At 70.2% G+C, this 13,269-nt stretch carries 13 protein-coding genes; 8 read left to right on the top strand and 5 right to left on the bottom strand.

Annotated features, from left to right (window positions below):
• The first annotated feature begins 4 nt into the window (after nucleotides 1-4).
• A complete protein-coding gene (locus tag EJK91_RS10740; RefSeq protein WP_047320618.1) occupies nucleotides 5-544 on the top strand; it encodes a hypothetical protein in 540 nt (179 codons plus the stop codon).
• A gap of 4 nt (nucleotides 545-548) precedes the next feature.
• Here EJK91_RS10740 and EJK91_RS10735 read toward each other — a convergent pair whose 3' ends face one another.
• Together EJK91_RS10735 and EJK91_RS21765 are read right to left on the bottom strand one after the other, a co-directional pair.
• Complete coding sequence (locus tag EJK91_RS10735; RefSeq protein ID WP_230987250.1) at nucleotides 549-2,054, bottom strand: alpha,alpha-trehalose-phosphate synthase (UDP-forming); 1,506 nt, start codon at nucleotides 2,052-2,054, stop codon at nucleotides 549-551.
• Nucleotides 2,055-2,228, bottom strand: a complete 174-nt coding sequence (locus EJK91_RS21765) for a hypothetical protein (protein ID WP_164517933.1) — start codon at nucleotides 2,226-2,228, stop codon at nucleotides 2,055-2,057.
• Between the two features lie 99 nt (nucleotides 2,229-2,327).
• Here EJK91_RS21765 and EJK91_RS10730 point away from each other — a divergent pair, with 99 nt between their 5' ends.
• The 3 genes from EJK91_RS10730 to EJK91_RS10720 all read left to right on the top strand — a co-directional run bounded on the left by EJK91_RS10730 (nucleotide 2,328) and on the right by EJK91_RS10720 (nucleotide 5,166).
• Nucleotides 2,328-3,260 (top strand): enoyl-CoA hydratase, encoded by a 933-nt coding sequence (locus EJK91_RS10730; RefSeq protein ID WP_047320547.1) that lies wholly within the window; start codon nucleotides 2,328-2,330, stop codon nucleotides 3,258-3,260.
• Between the two features lie 164 nt (nucleotides 3,261-3,424).
• Nucleotides 3,425-4,246 (top strand): SDR family oxidoreductase, encoded by an 822-nt coding sequence (locus tag EJK91_RS10725; RefSeq protein WP_047320546.1) that lies wholly within the window; start codon nucleotides 3,425-3,427, stop codon nucleotides 4,244-4,246.
• Entirely contained in the window at nucleotides 4,246-5,166 is a 921-nt protein-coding gene (locus EJK91_RS10720; RefSeq protein ID WP_082134184.1) for an SDR family oxidoreductase, read from the top strand. Before EJK91_RS10725 ends, EJK91_RS10720 begins: the two co-directional genes overlap by 1 nt.
• On the opposite strand, the gene EJK91_RS10715 is transcribed toward EJK91_RS10720, so the two are convergent.
• Nucleotides 5,102-6,118 carry an Lrp/AsnC family transcriptional regulator gene (locus EJK91_RS10715; protein ID WP_082134183.1) on the bottom strand — a complete coding sequence of 339 codons (1,017 nt, stop codon included), beginning with the start codon at nucleotides 6,116-6,118 and terminating at the stop codon, nucleotides 5,102-5,104. The two genes, EJK91_RS10720 and EJK91_RS10715, sit on opposite strands and share 65 nt — an antisense overlap.
• Nucleotides 6,119-6,216: 98 nt before the next feature.
• Here EJK91_RS10715 and EJK91_RS10710 point away from each other — a divergent pair, with 98 nt between their 5' ends.
• Both EJK91_RS10710 and EJK91_RS10705 read left to right on the top strand, forming a co-directional pair.
• Nucleotides 6,217-7,647, top strand: a complete 1,431-nt coding sequence (locus EJK91_RS10710) for a M28 family peptidase (RefSeq protein WP_125078922.1) — start codon at nucleotides 6,217-6,219, stop codon at nucleotides 7,645-7,647.
• Entirely contained in the window at nucleotides 7,644-8,657 is a 1,014-nt protein-coding gene (locus tag EJK91_RS10705) for a lipase (RefSeq protein ID WP_125078921.1), read from the top strand. The genes EJK91_RS10710 and EJK91_RS10705 overlap by 4 nt, the downstream gene beginning before the upstream one ends.
• A gap of 19 nt (nucleotides 8,658-8,676) precedes the next feature.
• Here EJK91_RS10705 and EJK91_RS10700 read toward each other — a convergent pair whose 3' ends face one another.
• The gene (locus EJK91_RS10700) at nucleotides 8,677-10,278 is read right to left on the bottom strand and encodes a flavin-containing monooxygenase (RefSeq protein ID WP_125078920.1); all 1,602 of its coding nucleotides are present in this window, start codon (nucleotides 10,276-10,278) and stop codon (nucleotides 8,677-8,679) included.
• Nucleotides 10,279-10,378: 100 nt separating this feature from the next.
• Here EJK91_RS10700 and EJK91_RS10695 point away from each other — a divergent pair, with 100 nt between their 5' ends.
• Entirely contained in the window at nucleotides 10,379-11,155 is a 777-nt protein-coding gene (locus tag EJK91_RS10695; RefSeq protein ID WP_047320614.1) for an SDR family oxidoreductase, read from the top strand.
• A 23-nt stretch (nucleotides 11,156-11,178) separates the two neighbouring features.
• Nucleotides 11,179-12,000 (top strand): IclR family transcriptional regulator, encoded by an 822-nt coding sequence (locus EJK91_RS10690; protein WP_047320543.1) that lies wholly within the window; start codon nucleotides 11,179-11,181, stop codon nucleotides 11,998-12,000.
• Between the two features lie 5 nt (nucleotides 12,001-12,005).
• Here EJK91_RS10690 and EJK91_RS10685 read toward each other — a convergent pair whose 3' ends face one another.
• A complete protein-coding gene (locus EJK91_RS10685) occupies nucleotides 12,006-13,097 on the bottom strand; it encodes an acyl-CoA dehydrogenase family protein (RefSeq protein ID WP_125078919.1) in 1,092 nt (363 codons plus the stop codon).
• Nucleotides 13,098-13,269 lie beyond the last annotated feature (172 nt).

Raw genomic sequence — 13,269 nt, 5'->3', positions numbered from 1 at the left:
CGCCATGGGGAAACTCGTTCGTGGTCTGGTCGCCTTGGCTGCGGCGATGACGGCGGCCACCGGGCTGGCAGTCCAGGCCGGCGCCGACGACGATGCGATTCCGGAAGGCACGCTGGAGGGCATCTACACCTACAACGACGGTGCCAAGACCGCGACCTGGAAGATCTATCCGCTGTGCGTCCCCACCGTCGGCGATGGCCGGGTGCCACTGCACTTGGCAGTGGGTTGCAAGCTGCAGGTCGAGAGCAACGGCCCGCCCGGACAAGCCGGGGCCTACCGGCTGGCCAACGGCCAGTGGACCTACAAGACGCCGCTACTGGCGGGCACCCGGTGCTCCGACGGCAGCACCGCCGGCAGCGACGAGATGTACCAGTTCGACGTCTCCCTCCGCGGTACCTACACCACCGCGCACAATGCGGTGTGTGGTCTGCAGCCCGGGTTGGAGAAGCGCGCGTTCACGCTGACGTTCGTGTCGCCACTGCCGTACCCGGTCATCCACTACCCGCTGACCTGTCAGGACAACCCGGTCCACCTGTGTAGCTGAGTTACTACTCCGCGGAGTCGGCTAGCGCGCCGAGGAAGGACCGGGCCCAGCGGTCCACGTCGTGGGCCAGCACCTGACGGCGCAGGGCCCGCATCCGTCGGCGCCCTTCCTCCGGGGTCTGGTTGATCGCAGCCTCGATGACGTCCTTCACGCACTCGAGGTCGTGTGGGTTGACCAGGTAAGCTTGACGCAATTCCGCTGCGGCGCCGGTGAATTCGCTGAGGACCAGGGCGCCGCCCAAGTCACTGCGGCACGCCACGTATTCCTTGGCGACCAGATTCATCCCGTCGCGCAACGGGGTGACCAGCATGACGTCGCTGGCCACGAAGAATGCGATCAGCTCGTCGCGCGGGACCGGGCGGTGCAGATAGTGCACCACCGGATGGCCGACCTCGCTGTACTCGCCGTTGATATGGCCGACTTGGCGTTCGATGTCGTCGCGCAGGATTTGGTAGCTCTCCACCCGTTCCCGGCTCGGGGTCGCCAGTTGCACCAGCACGGTGTCGTCCCGCTTGGCACGTCCCTCGGCCAGCAGTTCGTTGAACGCCTTGAGCCGGACGTCGATGCCCTTGGTGTAGTCCAGGCGGTCCACGCCGAGCAGAACCTTGCGAGGATGGCCCAGTTCGGCCCGAATCTCCTTGGCGCGCCGCCGGATCCCGCGTTCCCGCGCCTTGCGGTCGAGTTCGCCGGAGTCGATCGAGATGGGGAAGGCCCCGACGCGTACCGTGCGCTCGGTCAGCCGCACCTCGCCGAACCGGCTGCGCACCCCCACCGAACCCCGCGAGGTGACGGCGCCGGCCAGATGGCGGGCCAAGAACAAGAAGTTCTGGGCGCCACCGGCCAGGTGAAAGCCGACCAGGTCGGCGCCGAGCAGGCCGTCGACGATCTCGGCGCGCCATGGCAGCTGCATGAACAGCTCCACCGGCGGGAACGGGATGTGCAGAAAAAAGCCGATGGTCAGGTCGGGCCGCAGATCCCGCAGCATCTTGGGTACCAGCTGCAGCTGATAGTCCTGGACCCAGACCGTGGCGCCCGGCGCGGCGGCTCGCGACGCGGCCTCGGCGAAGCGGCGGTTGACGTCGACGTAGCGGTCCCACCACTGCCGGTGGTAGATCGGTTTGACGATCACGTCGTGATACAGCGGCCACAGGGTGGCGTTGGAGAAGCCTTCGTAGTACTCGGCGATATCGGTGGCGTCCAGCGGAACCGGATGCAGCCGCAGGTCTTCGACGTCGATCGGCCCTTCGGGCGCATCCTGGCTGCCGGGCCAGCCGACCCAGGCGCCCCGGCGCTTACGCAGCAGGGGCTCTAGCGCGGTGACCAATCCGCCGGGGCTGCGCTTCCACGCCGTCGTGCCGTCCGGGAGTACCTCGATGTCGATCGGCAGCCGGTTGGCCACCACGACGAAATCGGACTCGCCCGGTGGAGCCGGCGGGCCCCCGGGCCCATGCGACGGTCCCAGTTTCGGCTCTCCTTCGTCGAGCCTCGCTGAACCGCCGGCCTCCGGCATTTACGCCCCGTTCTTGTCGGGTGTTGCGGGCCCGATTCCCAGCATGGACAGGAACACCCGACACTCGTCGGCGTCCTCGGCGTAGGCGGCAACCACTCGCCGGGCCTGGCGCGCGGTGCTGTCGGCCAGGGGTTCCACGTCCTCGATGTCGGCGGGTTCGGATTTAGCAGGCATGACTTGACTCTAGCGAAGTGCGCGCTGTGTCACACCTGGCTCGGGCAGCTCAGGCCTGCCGCCGTAGCCTGTGATGCGAATACGACGAGGGCGGAGGCAATGGTCACATCGGACACCGCATCGGATCAGGCCGGCGACACGTCGGATCGCCTGGTCGACTACGAAACGCTCGACAACGGGCGCATCGCCCGGATCTGGCTGAACCGCCCCGACGTGCACAACGCGCAGAATCGCACCCTGCTGGTGCAGCTCGACGAGGCATTCGGCCGCGCCGAAGCCGATGACACCGTCCGGGTGGTGATTCTGGCTGCGCGGGGCAAGAACTTCTCGGCCGGCCACGACCTGGGGTCCGAGGCCACCTTGCTCGAGCGGCGCCCCGGACCGGCGCAGCACCCGACGTTCCGATCCCATGGCGCCACCCGGGAGCCGATCGTGGAGAAGACGTATCTGCAGGAGTGGCACTTCTTCTTCCAGAACACCTGCCGGTGGCGGGACCTGCGCAAGATCACCATCGCGCAGGTGCAGGGCAACGCCATCTCGGCCGGCCTGATGTTGATCTGGGCCTGCGACCTGATCGTGGCCGCCGACAACGCCCGGTTCTCCGACGTGGTCGGGGTGCGGCTGGGCATGCCGGGTGTGGAGTACTACGCCCACCCTTGGGAATTCGGCCCCCGCAAGGCCAAGGAGCTGCTGCTCACCGGGGACTCGCTGGACGCCGACGAGGCCTACCGGCTGGGCATGGTGTCGAAGGTGTTCCCGACCGATGAGCTGGCGGACCAGACGCTGGAATTCGCCCGGCGCATCGCGAAGCTGCCGACCATGGCCGCGCTGCTGATCAAGGACTCGGTGAACGGCGCCGCCGACGCGATGGGCTTCACCGAGGCGCTGCGGCACGGCTTCCACATTCATCAACTGGGTCACGCCCATTGGGCGGCTCACAATGAAAACCGGGCGCCGTTGGGGTTGCCGCCGGATGTCGAGGACTGGCGTACTGCCGGGCCCACCGCCGTGGCCCGCCGCGACCAACCCTGACTTAGGCGCCTTGCCCAACGGCCTTGTTCGGTCGTCCCTCTTTCGCCGAACGTGTACTCGGCCCGGGAATTTGGCCCGAATTTCGTGCTGAATGCACGTTGGGCGATGAGGGCGCCATGGTTCCATAGGTAGAACCTGTTTCAGTTTCGATGTGAGGGGTCGGTGTGCAGCTTTCCTTTGAAGACCGCAGCTACCTGGTCACCGGCGGTGGCAGTGGCATCGGCAAGGCGGTGGCCGCCGGGCTGGCTGCCGCCGGGGCCGACGTCCTCATCGTCGGGCGAGACGCCGATCGATTGGCGAAGGTGGCCGCCGAGCTCGGCGGCACGGTCCGTCACCTGCCGACCGACGTCACCGACGAGGACAGCGTGATCGCCGCCGTCGACGCCGCGGTGGACAAGCACGGCCGGTTGCACGGCGTGGTGCACTGCGCCGGTGGTTCGCAGACCATCGGGCCGATCACCCAGATCGACTCGGAGTTGTGGCGGCGCACCGTCGACCTCAACGTCAACGGCACCATGTACGTTCTCAAGCACGCCGGCCGGGCGCTGGTGCGCGGCGGCGGGGGCTCGTTCGTCGGGATCTCCTCGATCGCGGCCAGCAACACCCACCGCTGGTTCGGTGCCTACGGCCCGACCAAATCGGCGCTGGACCACATGATGCAGCTGGCCGCCGACGAGCTGGGCGCCTCCTGGGTGCGGGTGAACAGCATCCGCCCGGGCCTGACCCGCACCGAGCTGGTCGCCCCGATCCTGGACTCGCCCGAGCTGAGCGAGGACTACCGCGTCTCGACGCCGCTTCCGCGGCCCGGCGAGGTCGAGGACGTCGCCAACCTGGCGCTGTTCCTGCTCAGTGACGCGGCCGGTTACATCACCGGTCAGGTCATCAACGTCGACGGCGGGCAGATGCTGCGCCGCGGCCCGGACTTCTCGTCCATGCTGGAGCCGGCGTTCGGGGCCGACGGGCTCCGCGGAGTGGTCGGCTCCTAGTGGGCGTCTATGCGGTGACCGGGTCGGCGTCGGGCATGGGCCGGCAGGCGGCGGAGAAACTGCGGGCGGCCGGCCACACCGTCATCGGGGTCGACCTGCGCGACGCCGAAGTCGTTGCGGACCTGTCCAGCCCAACCGGACGATCCACGGCAGCCGAGCAGGTACTGGCGTTAGGCGGGGGCCGGCTGGACGGTGCGGTGCTGGCGGCGGGCATCGGACCCACCCCGCAGGCGACGCGGCTGATCCTGCAGATCAACTACTTTGGGGTGGTCGACCTGCTTCAGGCGTGGCGCCCGGCGCTCGCGGCCGCTGAGCGCGCCAAAGTCGTGGTCATTGCCAGCAATTCGACCACCACGGTCCCGGCGGTGCCGCGGTCCGCGGTGCGGGCCTTGCTGGCCGGCAAGGCGGCCAAGGCGGCGCGGCGGCTGGGCCTGTTCGGACCGGGTGCGCCTTCACTCGCGTATGCGGCTTCCAAGATCGCGGTGTCGCGCTGGGTGCGCCGGCATGCGGTCGAGCCGTCGTGGGCGGGCGCGGGTATCCGGCTCAACGCGCTGGCGCCGGGTGCGATCATGACGCCGCTGCTGGAAAAGCAGCTCGCCACCCCGGGGCAGGAGAAAGCCGTCCGCAGCTTCCCGGTGCCGGTGGGAGGTTTCGGCGACCCAGGCCAACTGGCCGACTGGATGCTGTTCATGCTCTCGGACGCCGCGGAGTTCCTGTGCGGCAGCGTGATCTTCGTCGACGGTGGCACGGACGCCTACTTCCGTGCCGACGACTGGCCGACCGCCGTGCCGGTACGGCGTGTCGTGCGTTACCTGTTGCGGATGAGGTCGTTTGCCAAGACGCGTCAGGTGAAGGTCAGTCGCTGCGCACTCGGCCGTCCGGATCGAGTAGCCGACCCTGACGCTTCACCGCGTGGGTGATGGTGGCGCGGTCGCGGACCCGCCAGCCGGGAGCCACGGCGGCCGCCGCGGACTCGAACCCCGCCAGGTTGGCCAGCGATACGAATCGCGCCACCAGCACGAGGTTCGCCGGACCGACGACCGTGGCACAGCGCAGCACGGGCGACAGTGCGGCGATCGCCCGCCCGGCGGCGTGCGGATCGTCGACCTCGACCTCGAGCAGAACGGCCCGTCCCGCGCCCACCGCCGGCGCCACGACGTCACAGCCCAACCGGATCGAATGGGTCCGCAGCGCCCGGTCGAGCAGTCGCCGGGCGGTGACTTCGGAGGTGCCCAGGCGTCCGCCGAGGTCAGCCAGACTCATCCGGGCATCTTCGGCGAGGGCGGCGGTCAGGTCGGCGACGACCTCGGGACGTGGTGGCCGCCCGCGGTCGGCCGTGTCCGTCTGGGGGCGCGCGAGGCGGGCCTGCTGGCCTGGGGACAGCACCCGAAGCCGCCATTGGGCGTCCTCGTGGTGCACGGCGCTGAGGAAGGCCACGCGCGTCGTCGTCACGTCGTGATGTGCGGCGCTAAGCCGTTCGACCTCGTCGTGCAGCGGAGCAAGGCCACGGCCGAGCACGATCGCGGCGACGGCGTCGGCTCCCGCCAGCACGTCGACGGCCAGGACGTCCTCGCGTTCGGCGATCCCGGTCGCCACCGCCGCCGCTGAGCCCGGGCGGCACGCCAGGCGGACCAGCGTCGCGTCGCGATCGGGGGCCAACTGCTGCGCGCTCGGCCGGACGACGAGCCACGCGAGTCGGTCGTCGACGAGTCGTTGCCATCGGCGCGCTGCGGTCGCGGGGTCGACGCCGAGGGCCGCCCCGATCGCACGCCAGGGAGCCCGCGGCCACACCTGGAGGGCGTGAACGAGGGCGAGGTCGATCTCGGCCAGGGGGTCGGGGGGCTGCCACGCCGCAGGCAAGGGCCCATTCACCAGCCTGAGAATAGCGGAATCCTGTACTAGTGATCATTTGCCTGTCAGAAAGGCGCATAGTTGCAGGGAAAAGCGTTGGATCAATTTAAGGTCGCAACGTGATCCGCACCGACGAACTCGTCGCCACCATCGCCGACCTCGTCGACCTCGCCCCCCGCGCCACCGGCACCCCGGGCGGCGTCGCGGCGGCCGAGTACGTGCGGGACCGGCTGACCGCCGCCGGCCTCGACGAAGTCTGGATCGAGCCGGACGAGGCATTCCGGTGGCAGGCATCACGCGTGGGTGTGCGGGTCGGTCACCAGGAGGTGCCCGCCGCACCCGTGCTGCACTGCCAGTTGCCGGCCCACGACGCCGTGGGGGCGTGGTCGACCGGACCCGATGGGCTCACCGCCCAGGTCGTCGACGCACGCTCCGGCCGGGTCGCACGCCACGACGTGCGGGGACGCCTCGTGCTGTTCGACCTGCGGTTCACCATGAGCCAGGCCAGCCTGCTGCCGCTGACCGAGTACGTCCACGACCCCGGTCGGCGGATGCTGCGCCGCGAGGTGCTCACCTCGCGCAACCCCTACGTGACGACGCTGACCCGGGTCATGACGGAGGCGACGGCAGCTGGTGCCGTCGGCGTGATCGGTGTGCTGGCCGAGTACCCGGAGTCCCTGGCCTACCACAACGAGTACTACCGACGCGCGCTCATGGAACTGCCGGGTGTCTGGGTCACCCGTGCCGGCGGCGCGCGCCTGCGCACCCTGTTGCGCGAGGACCCGCGCGCGACCCTCACCCTCGACTCGACCCGCGAACGCGTCCGATCGTCGACGGTCGTCGGCGTCCTGAGGGGCCGCTCCGCCGAGACGATCATGGTGCAGTCCCACCACGACTCGGTCGGTCCCGGCGCCGTCGAGGACGCCAGCGGCACCGCCGAGGTCATCGCCATTGCCGAGGAGGAGGTCGCTCGCGCCCGCCTGGCCGGCCCCCGCGAGAAGACCCTCATGTTCGTCACCTTCGACACCCACTTCACCGGCTACCAGGCCCACCGACGCTTCGCCCGCCAGTACGCCCTGGACCCGCAGAGCCCGTTCCCGCTGGCGCTGAATCTCACGGTCGAGCACGTCGGCCTGCGGTCTCGCGTCGGCCCTGACGGCGGGTTCGAGACGCTGCGCGACACCGAGCCACGCGCCTTCTTCGAGAACGTCGCTCCCGCGTTGAAGTGGCGGTTGGTTCGCACGATCCGCCGCCGCGGGCTGCACTCGACCTCGGTGCTGAACGCGACGGTCCCGGAGTTCCTCGTCGGCGGCATCCCCACCGACGCCTCGTTCACGCTCGCGGCGGGCGTGCCCACCATCAGTCTGGTCTCGGGCCCTTTGTACCTCTACGACGATGCCGACACCATCGAGCAGGTGGACGTCGACCAACTCGAGGCCGTGGGCCGGGCGTTCGTCGACCTCATCGACGCCGCCGACCACCGGCCGGCGGGCCGGATCGGCTTCGTCCCGCGGCGCCTACGTCGCCTCCTCCCGCGGGGCCGCTGGTGATCGTCGACCCGGTGGAGTTCGGGTCGACGTCGATCGATGGCGAACCGATGACGCAGACCGGACTGGTGTGGTTGCCGGACGGCCCGCCGCCGGCATCCGGCTGGCCGGTCGTGACGTACGGCCACATGACGACCGGTGGTTCGGACCGGGCCGCGCCGAGCCTGGCCACGACGGGCCATCCCGAGTCGCGCCGCATCCACCAGGGTGATGCGTTTGTCTCGCGGCTGGCCGCCGCCGGCGCGGTGGTCCTGCAACCGGACTACGAGGGCCTGGGCAGCCCGGGCCCGCACCCGTACCTGCGCGGCGCCTCCCTCGGGCGCAGCGTGCGTGACCTGCTGATGTGGTCCCGCGAGCGATGGCCGCTGGACGGTCGGTGGATCAGCGCCGGCCACTCCGAGGGGTCGCTCGCCGCGTTGCACGCCGTCGCCGGCGGACCCGTCGAGGGGTTCGACCTGCGCGCCGTGGTGGCCTTCACGCCCGTGACCCGGATGGGCCAGACGATCGGGGCGGCCCTGCGACTGCCGGTCGTGCTGCCCGGATTCCAGGTGGTGACGGCGCTGATCGCCCTGATGATCGACGGCGCGGCGACGACGACGGAGCCGTTGCGGACGCTGTTGGACAGCGGCGGGCTGAGCCGCGAGGCGCTGGCCCTGTGGCCGCACCTGGGCGAGCGCAGCCTGAACGAGCTGTGCGAACGGGACTCCTTCGGCGGGCTCGCGCCCCGCGCCCTGCTGGGGCCGCGGGGCACCGAGGTGCGCCGGCACCTGCTCGACTCGTTCCGCGCCGACGAGGTGGCCGACCTGCGTCTGCCCGCCGGCGTTCCGCTGCGCGTCGATGCCGGCCGGTTCGATGAGGTGGCGCCCTTCTGGCTCACCCGCGGCCTGGCCCGGTCGCACCGCGCACGCGGCACGGACGTCGAGCTGCACTGGTGGAACGGGATGCACTCGCGCACCGTCGACCTCGCTGCGGCCGCTGCCGCGGAGTGGTGTCGGGGGAAGCTCTGGCCGTGACGCTCGAGGGGTGGTCCGGCTACCTGGTTCCGACTATGTCGAAGCCCTTGTAGCCCGCGGCGGCCACGTCGGCGATGATCGCGCCGTAGGTGCCGAAGCCGCCGACGAACGGCATGAAAACGCGCGGCCGACCGGCGATGTTGGCGCCCAGATACCATGAATTCGCCTGCGTCATCAGGGTTTCTGCTGCCCGCTGCGCGCACTCGGCGCCCCAGTCGGCGGCCGCGTCGGGGCGGGCCTCCAAGGCGGCCGCGCCGTGCGCGTCCAGGTAGGCGATCGCCTCGGCAACCCAGTCGACATGCAGCTCGGAGTGCAACACCATGTTGGCCAGCACCGACGGACTGCCCGGGCCGGTCATGTTGAACAGGTTCGGGAATCCCGGGACGCTCAACCCCAGGTAGGTGAGTGGCCCACCGGCCCAGGCGTCGTTGAGAGTCACTCCGCCGCGCCCGACGATGTCGATCTTGGCGACCGACCCGGTCATGGCGTCGAAGCCGGTCGCGAAGACCAGGACATCGAGATCGTGGTGCGCCTCGGTGGTGCAGATGCCGCGTTCGTCGATCCGCTCGATCGGGGTGGCACGCAGGTTCACCAGATGCACGTGGTCGCGGTTGAAGGTCGCAAAGTAGTTGTCGTCGGTGCAGATTCGCTTGGCGCCGATCGGATGGTCCTTGGGGATCAGCAGTTCGGCGGTCTCCGGGTCATCGACGATCGCGCGAATCTTGTTCTCCCAGAACAGGCGTGCCGTGTCGTTGGCCGCCAGGGTGACCAGCTGATCGGGAAAGGTCTTGGAGAACAGCACCCCGCCGAGTTGCCAGCGGCGCTCGTAGGCGGCGTCGCGCTCCTCGGCGCTCAGCTCAAGCGCCGAGCGCGGGTGCGGCTCATGCGGCGAGCCGCCGCCGCTGGCCCGCGACAGCCTCCGGCGTTCGGGGTAGCCGGCCTTCTGCGCCGTGCGGGTGGCCTCGTCCAGCGGCGTGTTTCCGGCCGGAATGCTGTAGTTGGCGGTGCGCTGAAACACCTCCAAGCGGCTCGCCTGCGCGGCGATCGGCGGGATCACCTGAATGCCCGAGGAACCGGTGCCGATCACCCCGACCCGCTTGCCGGTGAAGTCCACGCCGCCGTGCGGCCAATGCGCCGTGTGATAGGTCTCGCCGGCGAACGACTCCAGCCCGTCGATCGCCGGGATATTGGCATTGGACAGCGGCCCGACCGCGAGCACGCAGAACCGGGCGGTCACCACCTCGCCCGTGTCGGTGCGGACCTGCCAGGCCAAGGTGGCCTCGTCGAGGACCATGCTGATCACCCGCGTCCCGAACGAGATGTCGCGTCGCAGGTCGAAGCGGTCGGCGACATGATTGAGGTAGCGCAGGATCTCCGGTTGGGTGGCGTACTTCTCGGTCCAGTCCCAGTCCTGCTCCAGCTGGGAGTCGAAGGAGTAGGAGTAGTCCACGCTTTCGACGTCGCAGCGGGCGCCGGGGTAGCGGTTCCAGTACCAGACTCCACCCACGCCGTCGGCGGCCTCGAACACCCGCACGCTCAACCCGTCACCGCGCAGGCGGTGCAGCGCGTAGAGGCCGGCGAAGCCCGCCCCGACCACCACCACATCCACGTTCGTCTCCATGACCGGCGATGCTAGGAAGCCTCACCGGCCCCACCCACCGGCTGTCCCGCTGGGTGGGACAGGCTGTGACGTGCGGCGCTCGCCCCCTGAAGCTATGGCCATGCTCACCAACACGGCCCGACTGGCCGGCAAAGTCGTCCTCATCACCGGCGGTGCACGCGGCCTGGGTGCCGCGTTCGCTCAGCACGTCGTGGCCGGCGGTGGCCGGGTGGTGGTCGGCGACCTCCTCGACGACGACGGGGCACGGCTCGCCGCCGAACTCGGCGACGCCGGGCGCTATGTCCACCTCGACGTCACCGACCCGGCCGACTGGGAAGCCGCGGTGCAGTCGGCGGTCACCGAGTTCGGCGGGCTGACCGGGCTGGTCAACAACGCCGGTGTGGCGACCGGGCAACTCGTCGAGCACGAACCCGTCGCGCACTTCCGCAGCGTGCTGGAGGTCAACCTGGTGGGCGTGTTCAACGGCATCCAAGCCGTCATCGCGCCGCTGCGGGTCGCCGGTGGCGGCTCGATCGTCAACATCTCGTCGGCCGCCGGGCTGATGGGCCTGGCGCTGACCGCCGGGTACGGCGCGTCCAAGTGGGGAGTGCGCGGCCTGTCGAAGATCGCGGCGGTCGAACTGGCCGGCGAGAAGATCCGGGTCAACTCGGTGCACCCCGGCATGACCTACACCCCGATGACCGCACAGATCGGCATCCAGCCCGGGGAGGGGCACTACCCGAACACCCCGATGGGCCGCGTCGGCCTGCCCGAGGAGATCACCGGTGCCGTCAGCTTCCTGCTGTCCGACGAGGCCGCCTACATCACCGGCGCGGAGATCGCCGTCGACGGCGGCTGGACCGCGGGACCCACCGTGAAATACGTGATGGGGCAGTGACGTCGCGCGGATAATGCCCTCGTATGGACGCGACGTCGATGGTGGCGCGGGTGGCGCTGATCATCAACCTGTTCGACGAGCCCGGCAAACGGCTGCGCCTCGACCAGGTGGTGGCCCGCACCGGGCTGCCGCGATCGTCGGTGCATCGAATCCTGACCCAGCTGGAGTCGGCCGGTCTGGTGCGGCATCGGCCCGACGGCTACGGCATGGCCTCCTCACCGTTGCCGGTGTCGCAGATCGTCGAGCATGCCGAACTGCGGGGCGTGGCCTCGCCGACCCTGGCTCGCCTGCACTCTGACACCAGGCTGGTGGTGCACCTCGGGGTGCTGCTCGGCGCCGATGTGGTCTACCTCGACAAGGTCGCCGGCGACGGCGGCGCACTGGTACCGACCCGGGTGGCTGGACGCACGCCGGCGTACGCGAGCGCGCTGGGCAAGGCGCTGCTGGCGCAACTGCCGGCCGAGGATGTGGATGCGCTCGTCGGCGACCGGCTGCCCAAACGGACCCGGGCCACCATCGGCGACCGGGCCACCCTGCACCGCGAACTGGCTCGGATCCGCAGCCGGCACGGGCTGGCCTACGACACCGAGGAACTGGCGGTCGGCCTGTCCAGTGTCGCCGCGCCGATCCGAGCGGGCGAGGGTCTGATCGCCGGCTTGTCGCTGACGGGCGCGGTCCCGATGCACCGGCTGCAGCGCACCGCGCCGTTCGTCATGCGCGCCGCGGGCCGGATCTCCCACGAGTTGAGCGGTTCCACCCCGGCCGACGGTCAGCAGCGCGAGGCCGAGACCGACAGCATGCTGTCCCGGGTGTTGCGCACCATCTCCGCCGACGCCTGGGTCTGACCGCCTCACAGGATGAGGTCGTCGACGGGCAGCCCGAAGGCGAACTGTCCCACCGCGGTCAACACCCGCTCGACGTCGTTGGCGGCGTGTAGCCGCGCGGTCTGCATGTCGCGCCAGACCCGGTCCAGCCGGGCATCCGCAGCGGCGCCGGCCTGCTCGACGCAGCGCTTGACCGCCTGCATCGCCCGCTCGAATGCCAGCACCTGGTCGCGGCGTGCCCGCAGCATCAGCTCGGCGTCGGGGACGGTGCCCGCCCGAGCGCATTCGCCGAGATCGGCCAGGTTGCGATGGATCTGCAGCGTGGACACCTCCAGTCCCGCAGCGGCCATGGCGAGTTCACCCAGCGGGTTGGTCATCTGATCGCGGTGTGCGTCGAGCATCGCTGCGGCGGCGCCGAGCAGCGGTGCGGTGCCGGCGTGGGTGTACAGCGTGGGCTGGGGGAGGCGGTACAGCGGTGCAAGTGTGGCCCGCTGTGCGTCACTGACCCAGCCGAAGCAGTGCCGGGCTGGTACCGGAGCACCGGACACCACCACGTCGTGTGCGCCGATCCCGCGCAGCCCCAAGCTGTTCCAGGTCGGTTCGACGGTGTAGTGCTCGCGGGGCACCAGTGCCACCGTGAAGTCCTCCGCGGCGCCGTCCGCCCCGACCACCAGCGCCCCGGCGATCAGCCAGGAGGTGTGCTGCACCCCGGCGCAGCGGCTCCACCGCCCCGACAGCCGGAAACCGTCGCCCACCCGCTCCAGGCGGCCGGTGGGGGCGTAGGCCGAACAGATCAGCGCGCCCGGATCGTCACCCCAGACATCGCGCTGGGCCGCACCGTCGAACAAGGCCAGGTGCCAGGAGTTGACCGCCAGCGCTGCGGCCAGCCATCCGGTCGACGTGCAGGCCCCCGAGATCGCTTGCGCAACAGTCAGATAGGTTTCCGGTTCCGACTGGTGCCCGCCGAAGTCCTCGGGTTGCAGCAGCGCGAACACACCCGCATCGCGCAGGGCCGCGACGGTATCGGAGGCCACCGCACCGTCCCGGTCGACCGTTGCGGCGGCCGCGGCTATCGCCGGCAGTAGCGGCCGTACCGCCGCCGAGACGTTCTCGGCCATCCGCACCGCCCTTCGTCGTTAGCATTCATTGTGGTGCTGGGCCTGCGTCAGCGAGGAGATATCCATGGGTGCGATGCGGCAGCCCAGGCGATTCGGCGGTCAGGCGATGCCCGCCGAGGAATTCGTCGCGGAGGTGGCGGCCCTGGCCGCCCGCGACGGGTCGCAAGGTTGG

The organism is Mycobacterium sp. P7213 (assembly GCF_900604305.1).
Lineage (GTDB): Bacteria > Actinomycetota > Actinomycetes > Mycobacteriales > Mycobacteriaceae > Mycobacterium.
This window is presented reverse-complemented; position numbering and strand designations above follow the sequence as displayed.

Excerpts from the sequence above, each read along its gene's own strand:
- EJK91_RS10690 (WP_047320543.1), top strand. The coding sequence starts at position 11,179 with ATGGACGCGACGTCGATGGTGGCGCGGGTGGCGCTGATCATCAACCTG.
- EJK91_RS10695 (WP_047320614.1), top strand. The coding sequence starts at position 10,379 with ATGCTCACCAACACGGCCCGACTGGCCGGCAAAGTCGTCCTCATCACC.
- EJK91_RS10685 (WP_125078919.1), bottom strand. The coding sequence starts at position 13,097 with ATGGCCGAGAACGTCTCGGCGGCGGTACGGCCGCTACTGCCGGCGATA.
- EJK91_RS10735 (WP_230987250.1), bottom strand. The coding sequence starts at position 2,054 with ATGCCGGAGGCCGGCGGTTCAGCGAGGCTCGACGAAGGAGAGCCGAAA.
- EJK91_RS21765 (WP_164517933.1), bottom strand. The coding sequence starts at position 2,228 with ATGCCTGCTAAATCCGAACCCGCCGACATCGAGGACGTGGAACCCCTG.
- EJK91_RS10700 (WP_125078920.1), bottom strand. The coding sequence starts at position 10,278 with ATGGAGACGAACGTGGATGTGGTGGTGGTCGGGGCGGGCTTCGCCGGC.
- EJK91_RS10740 (WP_047320618.1), top strand. The coding sequence starts at position 5 with ATGGGGAAACTCGTTCGTGGTCTGGTCGCCTTGGCTGCGGCGATGACG.
- EJK91_RS10730 (WP_047320547.1), top strand. The coding sequence starts at position 2,328 with ATGGTCACATCGGACACCGCATCGGATCAGGCCGGCGACACGTCGGAT.